Genomic DNA, 23,424 nt, shown 5'->3' on the forward strand with positions numbered 1-23,424 from the left:
GCCGATCGCACCATGGTGCAGGCAGCACGCCGCTTTAGCTCAGATGGCCAGAGCAACGCACTCGTAATGCGTAGGTCTCGGGTTCGAATCCCGAAAGCGGCTCCACTGAAGCCCAGCCCAGACATTGTCTGAGCTGGGCTTTCTCGTTCAGCGGACGCGACGGCGGCGCCGCGCACGGGCCGCACGGCCGTCCGTGGTCTCAATTTTTCCCCGTGCGGCGAACCCGCGGACCTGAGGCAACATCTTGGTGAACAGCGGGCAGCGCGCGTTCGGGGCGCGCTGCCTTCGCCGACCGGATGGGGTGAGGGACGTGATGGAGCCGAGGATCGCGGTCGCGGTGGTGACCATGGGCAACCGGCCCGCCGAGGTCGACGCCCTGCTGGAGTCCGTGGCCAAGCAGGACCTCGCCCCCGCCCGGATCGTGATCGTCGGCAACGGCTGCCGGCTGCCCGAGTTCGCCCGCCGGCTGTCCCTGCCCGGCGAGGTCACCACCCTCGACGTGGAGGAGAACCTCGGCTGCCCGGGCGGCCGGAACGTCGCGCTCGCCCGGTTGCGGGAGTTCGGGGACGTCGACGTCGTCGTGGAGCTGGACGACGACGGGCTGCTCGTCGACGCCGATGTGCTGCGGCGCGTACGGGACCTGTACGCCGCCGATCCGCGCCTCGGCATCGTCGGATTCCGCATCGCCGACGAGCACGGCGAGACCCAGCAGCGGCACGTGCCCCGTGTGGGCAGGTCCGACCCGATGCACGGCGGTTACGTCACCGGGTTCCTCGGCGGCGGCCACGCCCTGCGCATGGCGATGCTCGCCGAGACCGGGGACTGGCCCGCCGAGTTCTTCTTCGCGCACGAGGAGACCGACCTCGCCTGGCGGGCCGCCGACGCCGGCTGGAAGATCCTTTACGCCCCCGAGCTGCTCCTCCAGCACCCCAAGACCTCCCCGGCCCGCCACGCCATCTACTACCGGGTCAACGCCCGCAACCGCGTCTGGCTCGTCCGGCGCCGGCTGCCGCTGCCGCTCATCCCGGTGCACCTGGGGCTGTGGACACTCCTCACCCTGGCCCGCACCCGCTCGCTTCCGGGGCTCAAGGCGTGGTTCGGCGGATTCGCCGAGGGACTGCGGGAACCGGCCGGTGAGCGACGGCCGATGCGCTGGCGGACGGTCTGGCGGCTGACCCGGCTGGGGCGCCCGCCGGTGATCTGAGCCGCGCGGCGGCGTGCCGCGGCAGAGGGGGGAGAGAAAAGAAAACGGGACGGGGGCCCCGGTCGTTCACCTCCGCCGGCCGGGGCCCTGGTCGTCCCCGGATCCAGCCTGCGGCGACACTCCCCCGAGTTACGCGTCGTACGCGCGCGCCGTCGGGCCAGATCCGATGGAATGATCACATCAGGATTCGCCAACGGATCGCTAACATGTGGCCAACGGTTCGTCGGCAGGCAGCGGTGCGGTTGGCCGGAAGTCGTCCGGAGGCAGCGCCAAGAGGCCGACTGGACCGGCGAATTCCGGTGTCGGCCGACGGTCGGCCGACCGGCAGAAGGTGGCGGGAAACCGCCCAGGACGGGGCGGATTTCCGCCAGACGACGGTGGGCACCCGCCCGCCGCGCAGCGCGGTCGGCCCCGGCCGCGCGGGAAGGCAGTGGAGCGGCGTGATGCGGCGGTGCGAGCTGCGCTTCGGACTGCTGGGACCGCCGGTCCTCTACGACCGACCACCGTACGAGATCTCGTACGACACCCCCACCAGGACCTCCGGCGACACCGCGGGCATCTCCACCGGGACCGCCGACGGCACCGGAGGCGTCTCCGCCGCGCCCCCCGGCCACGCCGGTGGCGCCTCTTCCGAGGGTTCCCGGGGGGCCGCCGACGACAGCCCCGATCACGGCGTCCGGGCCATCGGCAGCCCCAAGGTCCGCGCCCTGCTCGCCACCCTTTTGCTGGAGCCCGGCCGAGTCGTGTCGGTCGAGGCACTGAAGGACGCGCTGTGGGGCGGGGCGCCGCCCGTCTCCGCGCAGGCATCCCTGCACAACCACGTCACCCGGCTGCGCCGGCTCCTGGACGACCCCGAGCGGCTCAGGGCCGTATCGCCGGGCTACGTCCTGCGGGTCGACCACGGGGAGCTGGACGTGCACGTCTTCGACACCCGGGTCGCCGAAGCGCGGTCCGCGCACGCCCGGCGCGACTGGACGGGCGTCCTGCGGGCGTGCGCCGGCGCGCTCGCGCTCTGGCGCGGCACCCCGCTCAGCGGGCTCCCCGCCGACATCGGCGGTTACGCACTCGTGCAGCGCCTGGAGGAGGCCCGGCTGCTCCTGCTGGAGTGGCGGTACGACGCCGAACTCGCCCTCGGTGGCGCCCGCCTGGCCGCGCTCGTTCCCGAACTGGCGGCCCTGGTCGCGGAGCATCCGCTGCGCGAGGCGTACCACCGTCAGCTGATGCTCGCCCTCCACCGCACCGGCCGCCAGGCCGAGGCCCTCGCCGTCCACCGCGATCTGCGCGCCCGCCTGGTGGAGGAACTCGGCATCGAACCCGGCCCGGCGGTCCGCGAGGCCCATGTCGAGGTGCTGCGGGACAGCGACGCGGGGCGGTGGGACGAGGAGTACGGCGCTCCGTACCCGACCGACCGGGACAGCCAGGCGCGGCAGCGGCAGGGTGAACACCCGGGCTGGGGCCGAGAGCCGCGGCAGGGCGGGCAGCCGCAGCAACACGGGTGGTCGCGGCAGGGCGAGCGGCCGCAGCAACACGGGTGGTCGCGGCAGGGCGGGCAGCCGCAGCAGGGCGCCGATCTGCCCGCCGCCCCAGCCGCCACCACCGGTGACTTCGCGTCCTCCCCGGAGACTCCCGCACCCTCGGCGTCGACCGCGTCCCCCGCTTCCCCCGAGGCCGCCACGGACCCCGAGGCCCCCAGGGACCCCCAGGCCCCCACATCCCCCGAGACCTCCGCCTCCCCGGCACCCGCCCCCGTTTCCGCCTCCGTCTCCGCCCCCGTCTCCGCCCCAGACCCCGACCAGCCGACCGCACGGCAGACCCCCCGCCCTGCCCAGCTTCCCGCTCCGCCGGCCCACTTCACCGGGCGGGCCGACGTACGCGCGGAGCTGTGGCGGGCGCTGACCGAGCCGGCCGCTCCGGCTCCCGCCGTCGTGGTGATCAGCGGTATGGCCGGTGTCGGCAAGAGCGCGCTGGCCCTGCATGTGGCGCATGAGATGAGGGAACGTTTCACCGACGGTCAGCTCTACGTCAACCTGCACGGCGCCACCCCCGGCATGACCCCGCTCACCGCCGCGCAGGCGCTCTCCGCGCTGCTGCGCGACCTGGGCGCGGGGCCCCGCAACATCCCGGAACACCCGGATGCCGCCGCCGCGTTGCTCCGCTCGCTGCTCGCGCCCGCCCGCATCCTGCTGGTGCTGGACGACGCGGCGAACGCGGCCCAGGTGCGGCCCCTGCTGCCGGCCGGCCCCGGCTGCGCGGTGATCGTCACCAGCCGCTCGCCCCTCACCGCGCTCGACGGCGCACGGCGCTTCCCGCTCTCCCCGCTGACCGGCGAGGACAGTGCGGCCCTGCTGCGCGCGGTGAGCGGGCGCCCGGGGCTGGACGCCGGTCACCCGCTGGTCGAGCTGACCGGCCGGCTCCCGCTGGCGCTGCGCGTGGTCGCCGCCCGGCTGGCCGCCCGCCGTGCCCTCACCCCGGACGTCCTCGCCGGTCAACTCGCCGAGACCGGTGGCCGGTTGCGCCACCTGGAGTACGACGACCTGAGTGTCCGCCGCTCCCTGGCCGTCGCCCACGACGCGCTCGCCGCCGCCGAGCGCGAGGCCGACCGGGACGCGGCCCTCGCGCTGCGCCACATCGGCGCGCTCGACCTGCCGACCTACGGCGCCCCGCTGATCGCCCGGCTCACCGGCACCGACGAGCGCCGCGCCGAGGCCGCCCTGGACCGCCTGGTCGACGTCGCCCTCCTGGAGGAGACGGCGTACGGCCGCTACGCACCCCACGACCTGGTCCGCGACTTCGCCCGCGAACTGGCGGACGCCCAGAGCGCCGAGGACGCCCAGAGCGCCGAGGACGCCCCGGGTGCCGAGGACGTCCCGGACACCGAAGGCGCCGGGGACTCCGGTGGTCCACGCCCGGCCGTGGACTCGGCCGGTACGCCGGGGACGTCGGGCGCGCCCGACGTGACCGCCCTGCGCTGGTACGCCGCCGTGGCCGAGCGGGTGCTGACCGCGGTCGTGGAGCCCGGGCTCGACCAGGACGACCGGCGGCGGCCGACCGCGGCGCAGCCGGAGGGGCACGCGGCGGACGTGGCCGCGCTGGCGTCCTTCGAGTCGGCCGAGGAGGCCTTCGCCTGGGGCGAGACGGAGCTGGAGAACGTCGTCGCGCTGGTGGAACGGAACGCGGACACCGCTGACCCGCGCACGGCCGCCCCTCTCTCGGCGCTCGTACGGCTGCTGTTCCCCTATGTGCAGCGCAGCGGCAGGGTCGCGGAGATGGAGGTGCTGGGGCGGGCCGCGCTCGGTGCGGCGCGGCGGCTCGGGGACCCGGCGGCCGAGGCGTACGCCCTCGGTGACCTGGCGGGCCTGCACTTCCTGAACGGCCGGCAGAACGACGCCCTCGCCCTCACCGACCAGGCCCTCCGGATCTGGGAGCGGCTGGGCAGGGTCTCCCGGATCCGGCGCTGCCTGAACAACCGCGGGCTGCTGCTGGAGGGGCTCGGCCGGTTCGAGGAGTCCGGGGAGGCGCTGCGGCAGAGCCTCGCCTACTCGCGGCTGCTGAACGACCCCTACGGCGAGGCCGTCACCCGCAGCCACCTCGGCAACCTCTACGAGCACACCGACCCGCGCGCCGCCATCGAGCAGCACCGGCGCTCGCTGGCGATCGGGGACGCGATCGGCGCGGTCATCGTGCAGCACTCGGCGCACTGCAACATCGGCTACGCCCATCTCACCCTCGGCGAACCGGACGCGGCCGCCCGGCACTTCGAGGAGAGCCTGCGCATCCTGGGCGGCCACGGCGACTGGCACGGCGAGTCCCAGACCCGCCTCGGCCTGGTCCGCGCGCTGCGGCAGCTGGGGGAGACCGGCCGGGCGGCCGACGAGTGCGCCGAGCTGCTGAGCCGGGCCGACGCCCGCGCCGACCGCTACATGGGCGGGCTGGCCCTGCACCAGCACGGTCTGCTGCTGCGCGAGCAGGGGCGGCGGACGGAGGCGTACGACGCCTGGCGCGCGGCCCGTGAGGCGCTGGGCGGCACGGACGAGCAGGCGGTCCTGGCCGAGCTGCGGGAGCTTCTGGAGGGCTGACCACGCCGTGCGGAGCAGCTCACTTGGCGTCGGCATAGCACTCCACCACCGCCGTCGTGAACGGGAACCGCACGGGTGTGTCGCCGAAGGTGAGCCGGCCGGCGAGGGCGGCGGCGTCACGGATGGCCCGGACGACGGTGTCGGCCTCCTCGGCGGGACAGTGCACGATCACCTCGTCGTGCTGGAAGAAGACCAGCTCGGCCGCCATGTCCCACAGCGACCGGCGCAGCGCGGCGAGCAACAGCAGGGCCCAGTCGGCGGCGCTGCCCTGCACGACGAAGTTGCGTGCGAAGCGGCCCCGCGCGCGGGCGTTCGTGGAGGCGTACCCCGGGACCCAGGCGGTCTGGCCCTCCGGCTCCTCCTCGCCGGCCGGACCGACCGGGATGCCCGCTTCCTCCGCCGCGTCCCCGCCCGTCCCGGCGGCGGGCGGACAGGTGCGGCCCAGCCAGGTGCGCACCAGCCGGCCCTCCTCGCCCGCGCGGGCCGCCTCGTCGACGTAGGCGACGGCCCGGGGGAAGCGGCGGCGGAGCGCGGCGAGGTTCTTCAGGCCGTCGCCGGAGGTCTGGCCGTAGACTGCGCCGAGCACGGCGAGCTTGGCCTGGTTGCGGTCGCCGGAGAAGGCGCGGTCGGAGACGGACTGGTAGAGGTCGCTGTCGCGGCCGGCCACCTCCATCAGGCCGGGGTCGCGGGAGATCGCGGCGAGCACCCGCGGCTCCATCTGGTCGGCGTCGGCCACCACCAGCCGCCAGCCGGGGTCGGCCACCACGGCCCGGCGGATCACCTTGGGGATCTGCAGGGCGCCCCCGCCGTTGGTCACCCAGCGCCCGGTGACCGTGCCGCCGGCGAGGAACTCGGGGCGGAACCGGCCGTCGCGCACCCAGTCCTGCAGCCAGGACCAGCCGTGGGCCACCCAGATGCGGTACAGCTTCTTGTACTCCAGCAGCGGCTCGACGGCCGGGTGGTCGACGGACCGGATCTCCCAGCGGCGGGTGGACTTCACCTTGATCCCGGCCTGAGCGAAGGCCTTGATCACATCGGCGGGCAGATCGGGCCGCACCCGGCGGCCGAAGGCCGCGGACACCTCGTCGGCCAGCTCGGCGAGGCGGCGCGGCTCGCCCCCGCCGGCATACCGCTCGCCGAGCAGACCGAGCAGCAGCTCGCGGTGGACCTCGGCGCTCCACGGCAGACCCGCGTGGTTCATCTCGGCGGCCACCAGCATCCCCGCCGACTCGGCGGCGGTGAGCAGCCGCATCCGGTCGGGGTGGGCGGCCTTCTCGTGCCGCTTCATCTGCCCGGCGTAGACCGCGAGCAGGTCCGGCAGGGGCAGCCGGGTGCCCGCGGGCTCGAACAGCGGGGACTGGGCTCCCGGTTCGGCCGCGCGCTGGGGCGGGTCGGGCGGTACGGGGCCGCCGCGGAGGCGGGCCAGGGCGGCGGCGGCCGAGCGTGGCTCGCCGTGCCGTCCCTCGTGGCCCAGCAGGAGTGTTTCGGCGTCCTCGATGTCGTAGCACCGCTCCACTCGCACCCCCGTGGCGAGCAGTCGCGGATAGACCTCGGGAGTCGACCGCCACACCCAGCGCGTCACCTCCGGGCGGCTCCGCACCGCCTCGGCGGGATCGCTCTCCCGCCGCACCGGCCCGGCGGGCAGCCCGTCCGGGCCGAGGGGGGCGATGTCCACGCCTCCGTCCTCGGCCGGCGCGAGTGCCCACCGGTCGGTCATGGGAGCGAGTGTGGCAGGGGGGTCTGACAATCCCCGTGACCTGCGGTTTCAGCCCTCGTCAGGCATGACCGGGGGCCGGGGGCTCCGGGGTTCCGGCCGCCGGCCCCGCCGCCGGGGACGCCTCGCCCTCCTCCTTCTGTTCCAGCAGCAGCGACAGCACCTCGCCGACGTACTCCTCGGTGCCCGTCTTGGTGATGCCGAGGCCGCTGAGGACCCCCTGGCCGTTCTCGTGCTCCAGCAGGGCGAGCAGGAGGTGCTCGGTGCCGATGTAGTTGTGGCCCAGCCGGAGGGCCTCCCGGAAGGTGAGTTCCAGGACCTTCTTGGCCCCGGGGCCGTAGGGGACGAGGTCGGGGACGTCGTCCGCGGCGGGCGGGAGCGCGGCGGTGGCGGCCTGGCGTACGGCGTCCAGCGGAACGCCCTGCGCGGTGATCGCCTTCGCGGCCAGGCCCTCCGGCTCGGCCAGCAGCCCGAGGAGCAGGTGCTCGGGGCGGCCCTCGGCGTTGCGGGCGGTCACCGCCTCGTTGTGCGCGGCCATGACCACGTTCCGCGCGCGCGGGGTGTAGCGGCTGAAGCCCTGGCTGAGGTCGAGGTCGGCGGACTCCTTGGGCACGAACCGCTTCTGCGCCGCCTGCCGGGTCACGCCCATGCTCCGCCCGATGTCGGTCCAGGAGGCGCCCGAGCGGCGGGCCTGGTCGACGAAGTGCCCGATCAGGTGGTCGGCCACGTCACCGAGGTGATCGGCCGCGATGACCGCGTCCTGGAGCTGGTCGAGGGGTTCGCTGTGGACCTTCTTGATCGCCTCGATGAGGTCGTCGAGGCGCACGGATGCCGTGATGTTCGGGTTGGTCGCCATATTGTCAACCGTAGGTTGCGCGCGGGTGGGCGTCAACCGATGGTTGACAGTTCTCTTCCCTCTGCCGCGGGGGTGTTTGTCCACAGGCTGTGGACGGTCACCTCCCGCTGTCAGTCGTCCGTGGCACGATCGACGGCGTGACCAGTACCGCCAGCACCGTCGAACAGGCCTTCCGGGCCGCCCTCTACGACGACACCGACACCGGCCTCGACACGGGCGCCTCCCTGCTCGCCGCCGACCCGGCCGCCGACGCCGAACTGGCGCGGCGCGGCGAGGACTTCGTGGCGACGGCCTGGCGGCGCGGCTGGCAGCCCGCCGACGTCGTACGGCTGGTGCGGCGGGAGCTGGACGAGGCGCACGTCGGACTGGCCGCCGCGCTGATCCGCGCCCAGTCCGGCCGGGACCGCCCGCGCGGACACCGCTGGACCGGCCAGCTGGCGGCGCTGCCCGCCGGCCCGGACCGCATGGCCGACCGCTTCTCGCACGCCACGGCCGTCCTGGAGCTGTACCGCCTGCTGCTGCGGCTGCCCGCCCTGGAGCCCCTGGAGGAGGAGCCCCGCCGCGCCCCCGGCCCGGCCGCCTCCCGCATGCTCACCCGCATCCGCGCGCTGCTCGCCAAAGCCGAGGCGACCGGCTATCCGGAGGAGGCGGAGGCGCTCACCGCCAAGGCGCAGGAGCTGATGGCCCGGCACAGCGTCGACGAGGCGCTGCTCGCCGCCGAGGCGCCCGCGCCGGACGCCCCCGGCGCCTGCCGCATCGGCGTCGAGCCACCGTACGAACAGGCCAAGGCGGTCCTGCTGGACTCGGTGGCCACGGCGAACCACTGCCGCGCGGTGTGGAACGAACCGTTCGGCTTCTCCACGGTCGTCGGCTTCGAGGCGGACCTGGAGGCGGTCGAACTGCTCTACACCTCGCTGCTGGTGCAGGCCACGCACGCGATGGCCAAGGCGGAGGCGGCCCAGCGAGCCGGCGGCCGTAAGCGGACCAAGACCTTCCGGCAGTCGTTCCTCGCGGCCTACGCGCACCGCGTGGGCGACCGGCTCGCGGCCGCCGCCGAGACCCAGGTGACCCAGGACCTGCTGCCGGTGCTGGCCACGCGCGAGACAGCCGTCACCGGCCGCCTGGAGCGCATGTTCCCGCAGACCACCACGACCCGGCTCCGCGGGGTGAGCGACGCGGCAGGCTGGACCGAGGGCGCCCGCGCGGCGGACCGAGCCCAGGTCAGAGCCCGTCGACGGCTGGAGTGAACGTGCGTGACCGGGGCGGGGGTTCATACGGGGTTCACCCCCGCGGCGAGGCCCCGCCCCCGGAGCCCGACCCGCGGCGAGGCCCGCCGAGCCACCCCGCGGTTCAGTCGCCGACCTGCTGGAACGGGCCCACGGAGGCGTCCGGCCCGCTGCCGTCGGACTTGCCGGCCACCGGGCCGTACTTCCACGGGAAGCTGCGGGCGGTGTCCGTGCCCGGCAGGGTGATCTTCACGGTCTTCGCGGCCAGGGAGGTCTTGGCGCCGTCCGCGCCGCGCACGTAGCTGATGGAGAAGGACGCGGAGTCGCCCTTGGCCAGCTTCAGCTTCTGGGCCTTCGCGCCCTTGAGTACGGGCACCGCGGCCTGGCCGGCGCCGTCGACCAGGACGACCTTCGGGAAGTGGTCCAGGGTGCAGGGGGTGCTCTGGTTGGTGATGCTGACCGGGACCTCGCCGGTGTCCCCGGCGGCCGGGGCCACGCTCGCCGACCCGATCTGCACGGAGACCCCGCCGGTCTCGCAGGCGGAACCGCTCGTGCCGTTCTTGTCACCGCCGCCGTCGTCGCAGGCGGTCAGCAGCAGGGCGGCGGCGAGGGCGGTGACGGTGAGCGGAATGGCGCGCATGAGCGGGTTCCCATCGAGGTAGTGACGGTCTCCTCGCATCATGGCCCCTGCGCCCGGGGCGCGATCACGCACCCCGGCCCGATTCACCGCTTCAGGGGCGCCTTCAGTGCTTGAGGGGCGCGTTCACCGTCCAAGGGGCGCGTCACTGCTTCACGGGCGCCGTCGGCAGCCCCGAAGGCAGCTTGCCGCCCTCCGCCTTGGTGTACGTCTCCTGGCCGGTCTTGCCCGACCAGGTCACCTTCAGCGTCGTACGGTCCACCGAGTCGACCATGCCGGTGGTCCGCTCCTTGCCGCCGTCGGGGCAGGTCAGGTGGATCATCCGCATGCCGTCCTCGGCACCCGCGGTCCCGTTGCACACGGTTCCGCCGGTCGCGAAGACCCCGGCCTGCTTCCCGTTGACCACCAGGGCCACGATCTTGCCGCCGGCGGTGGTGATCCAGCTGCCCTGGAGGTCGGCGGAAGCGCCGGTGACCCCCGGCGAGGCCGTACCCGCCGACGAGCCGGACCCGCCGGGCGAGGCCGACGTACCGCCCTTGCCCCCGGGCCCGCCGTCCCCGGACCCGCCGTCTCCGGAACCACCGCTGCACGCCGTCAGCGCCAGCACCCCCGCCAGTCCCGCGGCCAAGGCCGCGCCCCGCACCCTCGCAGTCGCAGCAGTCGCACCTGTCACCGGAAAAGCTCCCTCCGCGGTAGCGGCCGGCCGTCCTCGCCGACCGGCCCGCAGCGCAAGCTAGCAGGATTGATTCCGCCGTGCGCCGACCGCCGGCCCGGCCGGCGTCCCGGACTCGCACCGCCGGCGCACCGGACCTCGCACCGGCCGGTGTCCCGGACTCGCCCCGCCGGCACACCGGACTCGCCCCGGCCGGCACACCGGATTCGGACCGGACTCGCCCCGCACCCAGGCCGGTTCACTCAGCGGCGCTGTCCGAGCGCGGTCACCAGGACGCCTTCCGCACCCCGGGCAGGTGCCCCTGGTGGGCCTGTTCGCGCAGCCCCACCCGGGACAGCCCGAAGGCGCGCAGATAGCCGCGCGGACGGCCGTCGAGCTGGTCGCGGTTGCGTACGCGGGTGGCGCTCGCGTCCCGTGGCTGTGCGCGCAGTTCGCGGTACGCGGCGAGCCGTTCGGCCTCGGGGGTGGAGAGGCGGCGGACGATCTCCTTCAGCTCGGCGCGGCGCCGGGCGCACCGGGCGACGATCTCCTTGCGCCGCTCGTTCTTCGCGATCTTGCTCTTCTTCGCCATCAGACCCTCACTCCCCGGGCGCGGATGCGGGCGACGGCCGCCTCGACGCCGATCGCGTCCACCGTCCTCACGGCTTTCGCGCTCAGGCGCAGCCGGACGTACCGGCCCTCGCCGGGCAGCCAGTAGCGCTTGGTCTGGAGGTTGGGGTCGAAGCGGCGGGAGGTGCGCCGGTGGGAGTGGGAGATCCGGTTGCCGAAGCCGGGGCGGGCCCCGGTGAGCATGCAGTGCGCGGACACGGTGACGTAGCTCTCCTCACGTGCTAGTGCTAATGGAATTCATTTTCAGTAAGGTAGCAGCATGGCACGCAACGAACTCCGCCCGGTCATCAGGCTCCGGTCGACCGCCGGAACCGGCTACACCTACGTCACCCGCAAGAACCGCCGCAACGACCCGGATCGCATGGCGCTGCGCAAGTACGACCCGGTCGCCGGCCGCCACGTCGACTTCCGAGAGGAGCGCTGACCCCCGCCATGCGCAAGGGAATCCACCCCGAGTACGGGCCGGTCGTCTTCCGCGACCGTGCCGCGAACCACGCCTTCCTCACCCGCTCGACCCTCGTCGGCCGGCCGGGCGGCAGGACGGTCGAGTGGGAGGACGGCCACACCTACCCGGTCGTGGACGTGGAGATCTCCGACGCCAGCCACCCCTTCCACACCGGTACCGCACGCGTGCTGGACACCGCCGGGCGCGTGGAGCGCTTCGAGCGCAGGTACGGCAAGCGGGGCGGGGCGTGAGCCTGCCGGTGGCCGTCGTGGCCGGGCTGCACACCGCGGCCCGCACGGCGGCCGTCGACCGGCTGCTCGCCGACGTCCCCGGGAGCGTCGTACTCCACCACGACCTCGCGACGGCCGCCGCCGGCACGGTCGTACGGACGGTCCGCGACCGTGACGGACTCCTGTCGGCGGGGGAGACGCCGCTGGTCAACGACTGCGCGTGCTGTGCGCTGCGCGAGGACCTGGTGCCCGAGCTGCGCCGGCTCGCCGACGCCGGCACGACCCGGCTGGCGATCGTCGAGCTGTGGGACTCGGTCGAGCCCAGGGCGATGGCCGAGGTGATCGCGTCCGGCGGGCTGACCGTCACCTCCGTGATCACGGCCGTCGACCCGGCGCTGGTGCTGCCCTGTCTCGGCAACGGCGACGATCTCGCCGAGGCCGGGCTCGCCGCGGCCGCCACCGACCAGCGCACGGTCGCCGACACCTTCGCCCGGCAGCTGGAGTACGCCCCCGTCCTCGCCGTCGCCGACTCCCCGGAGGCCGACGACGAGGACCGCGAGCTGCTCGCCCAGCTCCACCCGACGGCCCGCCGGATCCCGATCGGCGCGGACGCGCGCTCCCCGGAGCCGCTCGCGCGGGCCGCCCTGGCCGGCTTCGACGTGGAGGCCGCGGCGGCCGCCCAGCACCCGGCCTGCGCGCGGCTGCCCCAGGAGGCCGACGGCCACGGCGTCTCCACCCTCGTCTGGAGCCGCCGCCGGCCCTTCCACCCGGAGCGGCTGTACGCGGCCCTGGAGGACCTGACCTGCGCCGCCGCGCGCAGCCGGGGCCGGTTCTGGCTCGCGGACAAGCCGGACACGCTGCTGCACTGGGACGCGGCCGGCGGCGCGCTGTGCGTGGAGAGCGCCGGGCCCTGGCTGGCCGCGCTGCCGGACGCGGCCTGGGAGACGGTCCCGCCGGTGCGCCGGGCCGCGGCCGCCGTGGACTGGCACCCCGAGCACGGTGACCGCCGCACCCACCTGGTGTTCACCTCGCCCGCCCTCGACCGTGACGGACTCACGCGCCTGCTGGAGTCCTGTCTGCTCACCGACGCCGAGTACGCCGCCGGGCGGGACTCCTGGAGGAAGCTCCCGCCCGCCTTCGACACCCTGCTGGAGGTCTGATGTCCCGCAAGAGCGACCGCGTGCCGGTCCGCAGCCGCCCCAACCCCCTGGACCAGGCGGGCGTGACCTCTATCGACTACAAGGACACCGACCTGCTGCGGAAGTTCCTCTCGGACCGCGGCAAGATCCGCAGCCGCCGGGTCACCCGGGTCACCGCCCGGCAGCAGCGGCTGCTGGCCCGCGCCGTGAAGAACGCCCGGGAGACCGCCCTGCTGCCGTACGCCGGTCGCTGATCACACGCATGGGTAGGCGTTTTCCTACGCTTGACCGGTAGGGAGACGCCTACCTATCGTCGTACGCATGACCATCACGCACGCCTCCTTCGTCACCCTCCCCGTCTCCGACCAGGACCGCGCCCTGCGCTTCTACCGCGACGTCCTCGGTTTCGAGGTCACCGCCGACCGGGGGATGCCCCAGGGGCGCTGGCTCCAGGTGGCCCCGAAGGGAGCGCAGACCGTCTTCACGCTCTCCGGTCCGGGGATGGGCGGCTTCGAGCCCGGCTCGGCGCGGGGGATCATGTTGGTCACGACCGATGTCGACGCGGACTGCGCCCGGCTCGCCGCGGCCGGCGCCACCGTGCAGGGCCCGGACGAACTGCCCTGGGGGCGGATGGCCTCCTTCGCGGACCCCGACGGCAACGGTCTGATGCTGCTGACGGAGAAGGAAGGCTTCTGACCGCTCCATGAACGGTACGGGTACCGCCGCCGAGGACCGTGTCTTCGCCGCGCTCGCCAACGCCACCCGCCGCGAGGTGCTGCGGCTGCTGCGCGAGCGAGGGCCGCAGCCCGTACAGGCCCTGGCCGACCACTTCGACATGCGCCGCCCGAGCCTCTCGGAGCACCTCAGGGTGCTTCGGGAGGCCGGCCTCGTCTCCGAGCGGCGCTCCGGGCGCCGGCGCATCTACCGCCTGGAGGCGGCTCCCCTCGCCGAGGTGCAGGACTGGCTCCATCCGTACGAGCGGTTCTGGCGCGACCGGCTGAAGGGCCTCGGCGACCTGCTCGACCGCATGCCCGACGATGAGCCGTCATGAGCCCGCTGCCCGAACCCGAACCCGAACCCCGCCCCCAGCCCGAACCCCGCCCCCAGCCCGAACCCCGCCCGGAACCCGAGCCCCGCCCGGAACCCGAGCCCCGCCCGGAACCCGACGCCGACGATCTCACCACGATCCGCGTCGACCAGTTCTTCCCGCACCCGCCCGCCAAGGTCTGGCGCGCCCTGACCGAGCCCGAGCTGCTCGCCCGCTGGCAGATGCCCGGCGCCGAGGAGTTCCGGCTCCGGGTCGGCCACCGGTACCGGATGACCTCCGTCCCGCGGCCGGGCACCCGCTTCTCGGGTGTCGTAGAAGTGGAGGTCCTGGCCTACGACGCCGAGCGGATGCTGTCCCTCCGCTGGACGGACGCCGATCCGGCCAATCCCGCCGACTGGACCATCACCTGGACCCTGGAACACGAGGGGCGCGGTACGCGTCTCTTCCTAGTGCACGAGGGGTTCGATCCGGACGACCCGGCCCAGATGACGGCGCGCAAGATCATGTGCGGCGGCTGGAGAGGACATGTCCTGCCTGCTCTGGGGCAGGCGCTGGAACAGGTTCAGTAAAGCGGACGTCAAGACTGTAACCGCGGCACCACTCCTCGTGCACGTGCATCTGCTCATGCAGCCGCACGTGAACAGAGCTATGATCCGGGTCAGTTGACCAGAGCATCTATGGCCTCACCAGCCAGTGCACCACCGGGGAGCGACCTGTGGACCGCGACGTCGACGGCGTGTACGGGGGGTACGACGTGTACAACGGCATGGCTGCCACGCAGCTGAACGGAGTGGCCTGGCAGAAGAGCAGACACAGCAACTCGCAGGGCTCCTGTGTGGAGTTCGCGCGGCTGCCGGGCGGCGATGTCGCCGTGCGCAACTCGCGCTTCCCGGACGGGCCGGCGCTCGTCTACACGCGCGCGGAGATCGAGGCGATGCTCCTCGGCGTCAAGGACGGCGAGTTCGACCACCTGATAGCGAGCTGACGCGGGCACCTCGTCCGCGCGGTGCCCCTGGCAACGATGTCGCGCGTACGGTTGTCCGCACAGGTAGGTGCACGTGAAGAGTGGACGCGCGTAGACATCGCGCGTCCACCGGTGCCGTACCGGATCAGACGGCCGGCCGGAGCCGGAACAGCGCCCAGACCACCTTGCCGTCGAGCGCGCCCGCGAGCGGGTGCCAGCCCCAGCTGTCCGCGAAGGACTCCACCAGGAACAGCCCGCGGCCCGACTCGGCGGAGAAGTCGTCCGAGTCGCGTGGGACCGGGGTCTCGTGGCTCGGGTCGCGCACCGCGCACACCAGCCGCTCGCTCCAGCGCATCAGGTGCAGCCGCACGCTCGACTGGTGCGCCTCGCCACGGCAGGGGGCGGAAGGCACCGCGTGCCGCAGGGCGTTGGTGACGAGTTCGGAGACCACGAGGCAGATGTCGTCGAAGTGGTCGCCGACGTCCCACTGTTCCAGGGTGTTCCGGGTGAAGCGCCGGGCTTCGCGCACCGCCTCGAAGCGGGCCGGCAGGGCGCAGGAGGCGGCATCGGACACGGCCGCGGGATCCAGCGGCGGAAGGCCCTGCCGTAACGGCTTGAGCATGGTCGATCCATTCGTCCCCATGCGAGGCACTCCCGGGAATTCGCGGTCGTTGCGATGCAGCGGTGGCGCGGCACCATGGTTTCGGATGCGCAGAGCAGATGCAAGGGCAGATGCACGTGCACGCGACCGAAATGGCACTGCCCGTACCGCTTCTTGGCCATTTTTTCTGCCATCTTCCCGCCGGATCCGCCAGAGGTCCGGACCTCTCACCGGTCGGGACCCGGCAGAAACGGCCGGGCTCTTTCCGTTTCCGTAACCGTGCGAGTACTGCTCGGAGTGTTTTAGTGGCAGACTTCGGCCCCTGAAGACGGTTGGGGAGGCTGGCGAACGTGAGCGCGGGAGAGCCCGGATCGGTGGTGCGGCGGATGCTGCTCGGCTCGCAACTCAGGCGACTGCGTGAAGCACGGGGGATCACGCGCGAGAAGGCGGGATACTCGATCCGCGCCTCCGAGTCGAAGATCAGCCGGATGGAGCTGGGCCGGGTGAGCTTCAAGACCAGGGACGTGGAAGACCTGCTCACCCTCTACGGCATCACCGACGAGGCGGAGCGCGAGTCGCTGCTCTCCCTCGCCCGGGAGGCCAACGTGGCGGGCTGGTGGCACAGTTACACCGACGTCCTGCCCAGCTGGTTCCCCACCTACGTGGGCCTGGAGGGCGCCGCCGCGCTGATCCGTGCCTACGAGGTGCAGTTCGTGCACGGCCTGCTCCAGACCGAGGAGTACGCCCGCGCGGTGGTCCGGCGGGGCATGAAGGGCGCGAGCGTCGCCGACGTCGAACGCCGGGTCGCCCTGCGCCTGGAGCGGCAGAAGTACCTGCTCTCCGGCAACGCCCCCGAGTTCCACATCGTCCTGGACGAGGCCGCCCTGCGCCGCCCCTACGGCGACCGCGAGGTGATGCGCGGCCAGCTCCAGCACCTGATCGACATCTCCGAGCGGCCCAACGTGCGCCTCCAGGTCATGCCGTTCAGCTTCGGCGGCCACTCCGGCGAGAGCGGTGCCTTCACCATCCTCAGCTTCCCCGAGTCCGACCTGTCCGACGTGGTCTACCTGGAGCAGCTGACCAGCGCCCTCTACCTGGACAAACGCGAGGACGTCGCCCAGTACGAGCAGGCCCTGAAGGAACTGCAGCAGGACAGCCCCGGGCCCGACGAGAGCCGGGACCTGCTGCGCGGCCTGCTGCACATGTCCTGACCCGCCCCAACTCCCTTTACTTGCAAGTAGGATGACGTCCGCTCAGGCATGCACGGATCTGGTGTCCGCTAGCGATTGAGGGATCACATGTCGTCCTACTTCACCGACCTGGCCCAGCAGTACATCGACGGCGAGTGGCGCCCGGGCACCGGGTCCTGGGACGTCATCGACTTCAACCCCTACGACGACGAGAAGCTGGCCTCCATCACGGTGGCCACGGTCGACGAGGTGGACCAGGCCTACCGGGCCGCCGCCCGCGCCCAGCGGAAGTGGGCCGAGACCAACCCCTACACCCGGCGCGCGGTCTTCGAGCGGGCCCTCAGGCTGATCGAGGACCGCGAGCAGGAGATAGCCGACCTGATCATCGCGGAGCTGGGCGGCACCCGTGTGAAGGCCGGTTTCGAGCTGCACCTCGCCAAGGAGTTCCTGCGCGAGTCGATCCATCTGGCGCTGCGCCCCGAGGGCAGGATCCTGCCCTCCCCGACCGAGGGCAAGGAGAACCGCGTCTACCGGGTGCCGGTCGGCGTGGTGGGCGTGATCAGCCCCTTCAACTTCCCCTTCCTGCTCTCCCTGAAGTCGGTCGCGCCGGCCCTGGCGCTCGGCAACGCCGTGGTGCTCAAGCCGCACCAGAACACCCCGATCGCCGGCGGCACCCTGCTCGCGAAGATCTTCGAGGAGGCCGGGCTGCCCGGCGGCCTGCTCAACGTCGTCGTCACCGACATCGCCGAGATAGGTGACGCCTTCATCGAGCACCCGGTCCCGAAGGTCATCTCCTTCACCGGCTCCGACAAGGTCGGCCGGCACGTCGCCACCGTCTGCGCCCGGCACTTCAAGCGCGCGGTCCTGGAACTGGGCGGCAACAGCGCGCTGGTGGTGCTGGACGACGCCGACCTCGACTACGCGGTGGACGCGGCCGTCTTCAGCCGGTTCGTGCACCAGGGCCAGGTCTGCATGGCCGCCAACCGGGTCCTCGTGGACGCCTCCGTCGCCGACGAGTTCACCGAGAGGTTCGTCGCCAAGGTGAAGACCCTCAAGGTGGGCGACCCGCGCGACCCGGAGACCGTGATCGGCCCGGTGATCAACTCGGCCCAGGCGAACGCGATCTCCGGCACCGTCGAGCAGGCCCTCGCCGAGGGCGCCACCGCCCTGGTGCGCGGCAGTACGACCAACAACCTGGTCGAGCCGACCGTGCTCACCGGCGTCCCCGCGGGCTCCGCGCTGCTCCAGCAGGAGGTCTTCGGACCGGTCGTCTTCCTCGTCCCGTTCGACGGGGAGGAGGAGGCGGTCCGGATCGTCAACGACACCCCGTACGGCCTCAGCGGCGCCGTCCACACGGGCGACATCGAGCGGGGCGTGGCCTTCGCCAAGCGGATCGACACCGGCATGTTCCACGTGAACGACGGCACGGTCCACGACGAGCCGATCGTGCCCTTCGGCGGCGAGAAGCACTCCGGTCTCGGCCGCCTCAACGGCGAGACGACGCTGGAGGCGTTCACCACCGTCAAGTGGATCTCCGTGCAGCACGGCCGCAGCGGCTTCCCGTTCTAGCCACCGCAGCGGCTTCCCTTACTAGTCACCGCAGCGGCTCGCCCTTCCAGCGACCGCAGCGGCTCGCCGTTCCAGCCACCCGGAGGCTTCCCCTGCCGGCCGGTTTTCTTCGGGCTCCCGGGCCATTGAGGACAGGAGCTGTCCTCAATGGCCCGTAGCGTCTTCTGTGTCGGGGAAACGGCCCCCGGCGACCCGGTCCGACGAAAGGCGGCACGACATGGTCACGCACGTTCCGGCGGAGGCGACGGGCGACGAGCGCGGGGCGCTGCTCGCGTTCGTCGAGGAACAGCGCGGCGGGATCCGCCGGGCGCTGCTCGGGCTGACCGAGGAACAGGCCCGTACCCGCCCCAGCGCCAGCGAGCTGTCCCTGGGCGGACTGCTCAAGCACGTCGCCGAGGTCGAGCAGGGCTGGCTCGCCCGGGCGAAGCAGGAGCCGCCGGCGGTGGTGCGCGACGAGTCGAACTGGCACGAGACCTTCCGGCTGGTCGGGGACGAGACGGTCGCCGCGCAGCTGGCGTACTGGGAGGGGGTGGCCGCCGAGACGGAGAAGTTCATCCGCTCCGCGCCCAGCCTGGACGACACCTTCCCGCTGCCGCCCGACCCGTGGTTCCCGCCGGAGGGCCGCGTCTCGCTGCGCTGGCTGTGCCTGCACCTGATCCGCGAGTTCGCCCGGCACGCCGGCCACGCCGACATCATCCGCGAGTCCCTGGACGGAAGGACCGCGTTCGAACTGGTGGCACTGGAGCAGGGCCGATAGCCGTACGGCCCTAACCTGGACGGCATGTCAGCGATCCGTCTCCTCGTGCTGGGCGCGGTCCGTCAGCACGGACGGGCCCACGGCTACCAGGTCCGGGGCGACCTGGAGTACTGGGGCGCGCACGAGTGGTCCCACGCCAAGCCGGGCTCGATCTACCACGCCCTGAAGCAGATGGCGAAGCAGGGACTGCTGCACGCGCACGAGATCGCGCCGTCCACGGCGGGCGGGCCGCCGCGCACCGAGTACGAACTCACCGACAGGGGCACCGCGGAGTACTTCGCCCTGCTGCGGGACGCGCTGGTCACCTACGACCAGCGGGGCGACGTGAAGACGGCCGCCGTCGGCTTCATGGTGGACCTGCCGAGAGCCGAGGCGGTGGCCCTGCTGAAGGAGCGGACCCGGCGGATCGCCGCGTGGCGGTCCTCGGTCACCGAGCACTACATCCCCGAGGGGGGTCCCGAACAGCTGGGCCACATCGGCGAGATCATGAACATGTGGGTCCACACGGCCGACTCCGAGGCCGAGTGGACCCGCGGACTCGTCGAACGCATCGAGAACGGCGCCTACACCTTCGCCGACGAGGGCGAACCGTTCGCCGGCCTCCTCGCCGAGGACGCGGGGCGCCAGCCGGACCCGGGCTGATCCAAACGAAACCCCTAGTGGTGGAACCCGGTCGCCGCGCCCTTGTCCCGGGTCAGCGGGTGCGGCTGCCGGCGCAGCTCGGGCAGCAGCCGGGCCAGGTCGTCCAGGAACAGGTCGGCCAGGTCGTGGGAGAAGCCGTTGCGGCACACGATCCGCAGCACGGACAGGTCCTCGCGGTGCGCCGGGAAGGTGTAGGCGGGCACCAGCCAGCCGCCCTCGCGCAGCCGCCGGGAGAGGTCGAAGACGTCGTACGACGTGACGTCGTCGGCCGTGGTCAGCGCGAACACCGGGAGCTGGTCGCCGCGGGTGAGCAGCCGGAAGTCGCCGAGCGCCGCGAGCCGGGAGGCGAGCGAGGTCGCCACCTCCCGGGTCGACCGCTGCACCGCCCGGTAGCCCTCGCGGCCGAGCCGCAGGAACGTGTAGTACTGCGCCACCACCTGGGCGCCGGGCCGGGAGAAGTTCAGCGCGAAGGTCGGCATGTCGCCGCCCAGGTAGTTCACCCGGAAGACCAGCTCCTCCGGCAGCGCCTCCTGGTTCCGCCACAGCGCCCAGCCGACGCCCGGGTAGACCAGCCCGTACTTGTGGCCGGAGCAGTTGATCGACGCCACGCGCGGCAGCCGGAAGTCCCACACCAGGTCCTCGTCCAGGAACGGCGCCACCATCCCGCCGGACGCCCCGTCCACGTGCACCGGGATGTCGAGGCCGGTGCGCTCCTGGAGGGCGTCCAGAGCGGCGCACAGCTCGGCGACCGGCTCGTAGGAGCCGTCGAACGTCGAGCCGAGGATGCCGACGACCCCGATGGTGTTCTCGTCGCACAGCTCCACGGCGGCCTGCGGGTCGATGTGGAACCGCTCGCCCTCCATGGGGACCAGCCGGGCCTCCACCTCCCAGAAGGCGCAGAACTTCTCCCAGCAGACCTGGACGTTGATGCCCATCACCAGGTTGGGCCGCGCCCCCGGGTACCGGTCGGTGTTCCGCTTCGCCCAGCGCCGCTTCAGGGCCATCCCGGCGAGCATGCACGCCTCGCTCGACCCGGTGGTGGAGCAGCCCACCGCGGCCGACGGGTCCGGGGCGTTCCACAGGTCGGCGAGCATCGCCACGCAGCGCCGCTCCAGCTCGGCCGTGCGCGGGTACTCGTCCTTGTCGATCATGTTCTTGTCCCGGCACTCCGCCATCAGCACCCCGGCCTGCGGCTCCATCCAGGTGGTGACGAAGGTGGCCAGGTTCAGCCGGGAGTTGCCGTCCAGCATCAGCTCGTCGTGCACCAGCTGGTACGCCGTGGCCGGGGGCAGCGGGGCGTCCGGGAGCCGGTGGGTGGGAGGGGCCTCGGTCATGCCGCCGACGGGATCGGCCTCCCCGAAGAACGGGTTGACCGACACCGTCCGCGTCTCGTCCCGCTCGGGACCTTGGTGCAGGGCCATGGGATGTGCCTTTCAGGGGTTCGGCGGACCGTGGTGCGGGGCCGCGGGATGTGGTGTGCAGGGGTTCGGCGGACCGTGGTGCGGGGCCGCGGGATGTGGTGTGCAGGGGTTCGGCGGACGGTGGTGCAGGGCCACGGGACGAGCCTTCCGGGGGTTCAGCGGACCGGGGTGCCGTCCGCGCGCAGCTGCATCTCCGGGCGGCCCGTCACCAGCAGCCAGGCGGGCAGCGAGGCGATGCACAGCAGGGCGGTGATCGCCGGGGAGGCGACCAGCACGGCGGCGGTGAACAGGCTCACCCAGCCCTGCCGGGTGATCGCCAGGAGCATGCCGAGGACGGCCGTGGCCACGCCCAGCGAGGGGTGCACGGCCGGGACGAGCGCGTGGGCGGCGAGGCCCAGGGCGGTGCCGACGAAGACGGCGGGGAAGATCCGGCCGCCCCGGAACCCGCAGGACGCGGCGACGAGCAGCGCGGCCAGCTTCACCACCGCCATCGTCGCGAACTGCCCCGCCGACCAGCCCTGCGGGTCACGGGCCAGCTCCCCGACCTCGGAGAGCCCCTTGAACAGCGTCAGCCGGCCGCCCAGGGCGGCCAGGGCCGCCAGGACCAGCCCTCCGGCCGGAAGCATCAGCATCGGGTGCCGCAGCCGCCGGAAGGCCGCGTGGAGGTGGGGGAAGGCGTACACGGCGCACAGGCCGAGCACCGCGGCCGCCGAGGCGATCACGAGCGCGGCCAGCACGTCCACCGCGCGCGGGCGGCCCATGGGCGGCAGGCCCAGGTCGAGCGTCGGACGGGCCACCAGGGCGGTCGTCATGGCCCCGCACGCGCCGGCCGTCAGCGGGGCGAACAGGTTGTCCCACAGCCGGCCCCGCATGGGCCGTCCCGCCAGCGCCTCGGAGATGACCAGCGCCGCCGCCACCGGCGTGCCGAACAGCGCGCCGATCGTCGCCGCCTCCGCCAGCACCGGCCACAGGGTGCCCGGCGTCCGGGGCAGGAGGCGCGCGCCGAGCCAGGCCGCGAGGCCCACGTTCACGGCGATGACCGGGTTCTCCGGGCCGAGGCTCGGGCCGCCGGCCAGCATCAGCCCGACGGCCAGCACCAGGCCCGGCAGCACGGCCGGCGGCAGGACCCGGGCGTCCAGCCCGAGGGTGGCGGGGTCGGGTCCGGCGTGTCCGGGCACCTTCCAGACCACCAGCCCCACGGCGACACCGGTGGCCGTGAGCACGACGGACATCCACAGCACGGAGTACCGGCCCACCCCGAGCGCGTCCGGCAGCGGACCCCACAGCACCCGCTGGAGCCGCTCCGCCGCCGTGCTCACCCCGACGAAGACCAGGCTCGCGGCCACGCCCACGACGACGGCGGGCAGGATGAACGGCAGCAGAGCCCGTGCCGGGGCGGCCGGAGCGCTCGGGGGTGCCTGCGTCGTCTCCTGGACCACGCGCTCACCATAAGCGGACGAAACGGATGCAACATCCCGAACCGGATCCGGCTTGCACCTCACGTGACGTGAGGCCTCAGCGTGGAGGCGTACCGACGACAAGGAGCGGAAAGTGAGCTACTCCGTGGGACAGGTCGCGGGGTTCGCCGGAGTCACGGTGCGCACCCTGCACCACTACGACGAGATCGGGCTGCTCGTCCCGAGCGAGCGGACGTACGCCGGCCACCGGCGCTACGGCGACGCCGACCTCGACCGGCTCCAGCAGATCCTGTTCTACCGGGAGCTCGGCTTCCCGCTCGACGAGGTCGCGGTCCTGCTCGACGATCCGGACGCCGACCCGCGCACCCACCTGCGCCGCCAGCACCGTCTGCTGACCGACCGGATCGAGAAGCTGCAGAGGATGGCCGCGGCCGTGGAGCACGCCTTGGAGGCACGCACGATGGGCATCAACCTGACGCCGGAGGAGCGGTTCGAGGTGTTCGGGGACAAGGACCCCGAGCAGTACGCCGAGGAGGTCGAGCAGCGCTGGGGCGGCACCGAGGCGTACGCCGAGTCGCAGCGCCGCGCGGCGGCCTACGGCAAGGAGGACTGGATGCGCATCCAGGCCGAGGTCGACGACTGGAACCAGCGGTACGCCGCCCTGGTCGCCGCCGGCGAGCAGCCGGCCGGCGAGGCGGCCATGGACCTGGCCGAGGAGCACCGGCGGTACATCAGCCGGTGGTACTTCGAGGTGCCGTACGAGATGCACCGGTGCTTCGGGGAGATGTACGTCTCCGACGAGCGCTTCAAGGCGTTCTACGACTCCCTGCACCCCGGCCTCGCCGAACACCTGCGCGACGCGATCCTCGCCAACGCGGACCGGCGGACGTCCTGACGCCCTGACGTCCTGGCCCGGAGCCCCGTCCCGGGCCCCGGGCGCCGGGCGGTACCGCGGTGGAACCCGGGGCGGCCCCGTCACGTTGATAGTTTTGTACGGCGCCCCCC

Annotated in this window: 25 protein-coding genes and 1 tRNA gene; 17 read left to right on the forward strand and 9 right to left on the reverse strand. The window is 73.1% G+C overall.

Annotated elements, in window-relative coordinates; all coding sequences use genetic code 11:
- Positions 1-28 precede the first annotated feature (28 nt).
- The 3 genes from IEZ20_RS27385 to IEZ20_RS27395 all read left to right on the forward strand — a co-directional run bounded on the left by IEZ20_RS27385 (position 29) and on the right by IEZ20_RS27395 (position 5,280).
- Positions 29-105: transfer RNA gene (locus IEZ20_RS27385), tRNA-Thr, on the forward strand.
- A 205-nt stretch (positions 106-310) separates the two neighbouring features.
- The gene (locus tag IEZ20_RS27390) at positions 311-1,204 is read left to right on the forward strand and encodes a glycosyltransferase family 2 protein (protein WP_189303492.1); all 894 of its coding nucleotides are present in this window, start codon (positions 311-313) and stop codon (positions 1,202-1,204) included.
- Positions 1,205-1,647: 443 nt separating this feature from the next.
- Positions 1,648-5,280, forward strand: coding sequence for an AfsR/SARP family transcriptional regulator (locus IEZ20_RS27395; RefSeq protein WP_229896285.1), 3,633 nt, complete (start codon positions 1,648-1,650; stop codon positions 5,278-5,280).
- Between the two features lie 19 nt (positions 5,281-5,299).
- On the opposite strand, the gene IEZ20_RS27400 is transcribed toward IEZ20_RS27395, so the two are convergent.
- Together IEZ20_RS27400 and IEZ20_RS27405 are read right to left on the reverse strand one after the other, a co-directional pair.
- A complete protein-coding gene (locus IEZ20_RS27400) occupies positions 5,300-6,997 on the reverse strand; it encodes a bifunctional 3'-5' exonuclease/DNA polymerase (RefSeq protein WP_189303494.1) in 1,698 nt (565 codons plus the stop codon).
- Between the two features lie 58 nt (positions 6,998-7,055).
- Positions 7,056-7,850, reverse strand: coding sequence for a Clp protease N-terminal domain-containing protein (locus IEZ20_RS27405; protein WP_189303496.1), 795 nt, complete (start codon positions 7,848-7,850; stop codon positions 7,056-7,058).
- Positions 7,851-7,987: 137 nt separating this feature from the next.
- On the opposite strand from IEZ20_RS27405, the gene IEZ20_RS27410 reads away from it, so the two are divergent.
- A complete protein-coding gene (locus tag IEZ20_RS27410) occupies positions 7,988-9,097 on the forward strand; it encodes a DUF2786 domain-containing protein (RefSeq protein WP_189303498.1) in 1,110 nt (369 codons plus the stop codon).
- 103 nt (positions 9,098-9,200) lie between these two features.
- Here IEZ20_RS27410 and IEZ20_RS27415 read toward each other — a convergent pair whose 3' ends face one another.
- The 4 genes from IEZ20_RS27415 to rpmB form a co-directional block, all read right to left on the reverse strand.
- Positions 9,201-9,716: a DUF4232 domain-containing protein gene (locus IEZ20_RS27415; protein WP_189303500.1), complete on the reverse strand. Its 516-nt coding sequence runs from the start codon at positions 9,714-9,716 to the stop codon at positions 9,201-9,203.
- Positions 9,717-9,858: 142 nt separating this feature from the next.
- Entirely contained in the window at positions 9,859-10,341 is a 483-nt protein-coding gene (locus IEZ20_RS27420; protein WP_229896286.1) for a hypothetical protein, read from the reverse strand.
- A 310-nt stretch (positions 10,342-10,651) separates the two neighbouring features.
- A complete protein-coding gene (gene rpsN / locus IEZ20_RS27425) occupies positions 10,652-10,957 on the reverse strand; it encodes a 30S ribosomal protein S14 (protein ID WP_189303502.1) in 306 nt (101 codons plus the stop codon).
- Positions 10,957-11,193 (reverse strand): 50S ribosomal protein L28, encoded by a 237-nt coding sequence (rpmB, locus tag IEZ20_RS27430; RefSeq protein ID WP_189303505.1) that lies wholly within the window; start codon positions 11,191-11,193, stop codon positions 10,957-10,959. Before rpmB ends, rpsN begins: the two co-directional genes overlap by 1 nt.
- 61 nt (positions 11,194-11,254) lie before the next feature.
- On the opposite strand from rpmB, the gene rpmG reads away from it, so the two are divergent.
- The 8 genes from rpmG (at position 11,255) to IEZ20_RS27470 (ending at position 14,842) form a co-directional block, all read left to right on the forward strand.
- Entirely contained in the window at positions 11,255-11,419 is a 165-nt protein-coding gene (gene rpmG, locus IEZ20_RS27435) for a 50S ribosomal protein L33 (RefSeq protein ID WP_189303507.1), read from the forward strand.
- A gap of 8 nt (positions 11,420-11,427) precedes the next feature.
- On the forward strand, positions 11,428-11,691 hold the full coding sequence (locus tag IEZ20_RS27440) for a type B 50S ribosomal protein L31 (RefSeq protein WP_189303509.1): 264 nt from the start codon (positions 11,428-11,430) through the stop codon (positions 11,689-11,691).
- Positions 11,688-12,830 carry a CobW family GTP-binding protein gene (locus IEZ20_RS27445; RefSeq protein WP_189303511.1) on the forward strand — a complete coding sequence of 381 codons (1,143 nt, stop codon included), beginning with the start codon at positions 11,688-11,690 and terminating at the stop codon, positions 12,828-12,830. The genes IEZ20_RS27440 and IEZ20_RS27445 overlap by 4 nt, the downstream gene beginning before the upstream one ends.
- Positions 12,830-13,063, forward strand: a complete 234-nt coding sequence (gene rpsR, locus IEZ20_RS27450; RefSeq protein WP_189303513.1) for a 30S ribosomal protein S18 — start codon at positions 12,830-12,832, stop codon at positions 13,061-13,063. Before IEZ20_RS27445 ends, rpsR begins: the two co-directional genes overlap by 1 nt.
- Positions 13,064-13,130: 67 nt before the next feature.
- Entirely contained in the window at positions 13,131-13,505 is a 375-nt protein-coding gene (locus IEZ20_RS27455; RefSeq protein WP_189303515.1) for a VOC family protein, read from the forward strand.
- A 7-nt stretch (positions 13,506-13,512) separates the two neighbouring features.
- Entirely contained in the window at positions 13,513-13,860 is a 348-nt protein-coding gene (locus IEZ20_RS27460; protein WP_189303517.1) for a metalloregulator ArsR/SmtB family transcription factor, read from the forward strand.
- A complete protein-coding gene (locus IEZ20_RS27465; protein WP_229896287.1) occupies positions 13,857-14,426 on the forward strand; it encodes an SRPBCC family protein in 570 nt (189 codons plus the stop codon). Before IEZ20_RS27460 ends, IEZ20_RS27465 begins: the two co-directional genes overlap by 4 nt.
- Positions 14,427-14,572: 146 nt before the next feature.
- Entirely contained in the window at positions 14,573-14,842 is a 270-nt protein-coding gene (locus IEZ20_RS27470; RefSeq protein ID WP_189303518.1) for a DUF397 domain-containing protein, read from the forward strand.
- A 124-nt stretch (positions 14,843-14,966) separates the two neighbouring features.
- Here IEZ20_RS27470 and IEZ20_RS27475 read toward each other — a convergent pair whose 3' ends face one another.
- Positions 14,967-15,443 carry an ATP-binding protein gene (locus IEZ20_RS27475; protein WP_189303520.1) on the reverse strand — a complete coding sequence of 159 codons (477 nt, stop codon included), beginning with the start codon at positions 15,441-15,443 and terminating at the stop codon, positions 14,967-14,969.
- A gap of 353 nt (positions 15,444-15,796) precedes the next feature.
- Between IEZ20_RS27475 and IEZ20_RS27480 the strand changes: the two genes are divergently transcribed.
- The 4 genes from IEZ20_RS27480 (at position 15,797) to IEZ20_RS27495 (ending at position 19,580) form a co-directional block, all read left to right on the forward strand.
- Positions 15,797-16,633, forward strand: a complete 837-nt coding sequence (locus IEZ20_RS27480) for a Sco1979 family transcriptional regulator (protein WP_506004961.1) — start codon at positions 15,797-15,799, stop codon at positions 16,631-16,633.
- A gap of 87 nt (positions 16,634-16,720) precedes the next feature.
- Positions 16,721-18,181 carry an aldehyde dehydrogenase family protein gene (locus IEZ20_RS27485; RefSeq protein ID WP_189303522.1) on the forward strand — a complete coding sequence of 487 codons (1,461 nt, stop codon included), beginning with the start codon at positions 16,721-16,723 and terminating at the stop codon, positions 18,179-18,181.
- Positions 18,182-18,398: 217 nt separating this feature from the next.
- Positions 18,399-18,938: a DinB family protein gene (locus tag IEZ20_RS27490; protein WP_189303524.1), complete on the forward strand. Its 540-nt coding sequence runs from the start codon at positions 18,399-18,401 to the stop codon at positions 18,936-18,938.
- A 24-nt stretch (positions 18,939-18,962) separates the two neighbouring features.
- The gene (locus IEZ20_RS27495) at positions 18,963-19,580 is read left to right on the forward strand and encodes a PadR family transcriptional regulator (RefSeq protein ID WP_189303526.1); all 618 of its coding nucleotides are present in this window, start codon (positions 18,963-18,965) and stop codon (positions 19,578-19,580) included.
- A 14-nt stretch (positions 19,581-19,594) separates the two neighbouring features.
- Here IEZ20_RS27495 and gad read toward each other — a convergent pair whose 3' ends face one another.
- Together gad and IEZ20_RS27505 are read right to left on the reverse strand one after the other, a co-directional pair.
- A complete protein-coding gene (gad, locus tag IEZ20_RS27500) occupies positions 19,595-21,001 on the reverse strand; it encodes a glutamate decarboxylase (RefSeq protein WP_189303529.1) in 1,407 nt (468 codons plus the stop codon).
- Between the two features lie 155 nt (positions 21,002-21,156).
- A complete protein-coding gene (locus IEZ20_RS27505) occupies positions 21,157-22,440 on the reverse strand; it encodes an ion channel protein (protein ID WP_189303531.1) in 1,284 nt (427 codons plus the stop codon).
- A gap of 112 nt (positions 22,441-22,552) precedes the next feature.
- Here IEZ20_RS27505 and IEZ20_RS27510 point away from each other — a divergent pair, with 112 nt between their 5' ends.
- Positions 22,553-23,314 (forward strand): MerR family transcriptional regulator, encoded by a 762-nt coding sequence (locus tag IEZ20_RS27510; protein ID WP_189303533.1) that lies wholly within the window; start codon positions 22,553-22,555, stop codon positions 23,312-23,314.
- The last annotated feature ends 110 nt before the right edge of the window (positions 23,315-23,424 follow it).

The sequence above is a fragment of the Streptomyces cinerochromogenes genome, from assembly GCF_014648635.1.
Lineage (GTDB): Bacteria > Actinomycetota > Actinomycetes > Streptomycetales > Streptomycetaceae > Streptomyces > Streptomyces cinerochromogenes.

Coding starts and splice junctions, on each gene's coding strand:
- IEZ20_RS27465 (WP_229896287.1), top strand. CDS start 13,857: ATGAGCCCGCTGCCCGAACCCGAACCCGAACCCCGCCCCCAGCCCGAA.
- IEZ20_RS27460 (WP_189303517.1), top strand. CDS start 13,513: ATGAACGGTACGGGTACCGCCGCCGAGGACCGTGTCTTCGCCGCGCTC.
- rpsR (WP_189303513.1), top strand. CDS start 12,830: ATGTCCCGCAAGAGCGACCGCGTGCCGGTCCGCAGCCGCCCCAACCCC.
- IEZ20_RS27475 (WP_189303520.1), bottom strand. CDS start 15,443: ATGCTCAAGCCGTTACGGCAGGGCCTTCCGCCGCTGGATCCCGCGGCC.
- gad (WP_189303529.1), bottom strand. CDS start 21,001: ATGGCCCTGCACCAAGGTCCCGAGCGGGACGAGACGCGGACGGTGTCG.
- IEZ20_RS27400 (WP_189303494.1), bottom strand. CDS start 6,997: ATGACCGACCGGTGGGCACTCGCGCCGGCCGAGGACGGAGGCGTGGAC.
- rpmG (WP_189303507.1), top strand. CDS start 11,255: ATGGCACGCAACGAACTCCGCCCGGTCATCAGGCTCCGGTCGACCGCC.
- IEZ20_RS27415 (WP_189303500.1), bottom strand. CDS start 9,716: ATGCGCGCCATTCCGCTCACCGTCACCGCCCTCGCCGCCGCCCTGCTG.
- IEZ20_RS27455 (WP_189303515.1), top strand. CDS start 13,131: ATGACCATCACGCACGCCTCCTTCGTCACCCTCCCCGTCTCCGACCAG.
- IEZ20_RS27405 (WP_189303496.1), bottom strand. CDS start 7,850: ATGGCGACCAACCCGAACATCACGGCATCCGTGCGCCTCGACGACCTC.
- IEZ20_RS27440 (WP_189303509.1), top strand. CDS start 11,428: ATGCGCAAGGGAATCCACCCCGAGTACGGGCCGGTCGTCTTCCGCGAC.
- IEZ20_RS27395 (WP_229896285.1), top strand. CDS start 1,648: ATGCGGCGGTGCGAGCTGCGCTTCGGACTGCTGGGACCGCCGGTCCTC.
- IEZ20_RS27490 (WP_189303524.1), top strand. CDS start 18,399: ATGGTCACGCACGTTCCGGCGGAGGCGACGGGCGACGAGCGCGGGGCG.
- IEZ20_RS27485 (WP_189303522.1), top strand. CDS start 16,721: ATGTCGTCCTACTTCACCGACCTGGCCCAGCAGTACATCGACGGCGAG.
- IEZ20_RS27495 (WP_189303526.1), top strand. CDS start 18,963: ATGTCAGCGATCCGTCTCCTCGTGCTGGGCGCGGTCCGTCAGCACGGA.
- rpsN (WP_189303502.1), bottom strand. CDS start 10,957: ATGGCGAAGAAGAGCAAGATCGCGAAGAACGAGCGGCGCAAGGAGATC.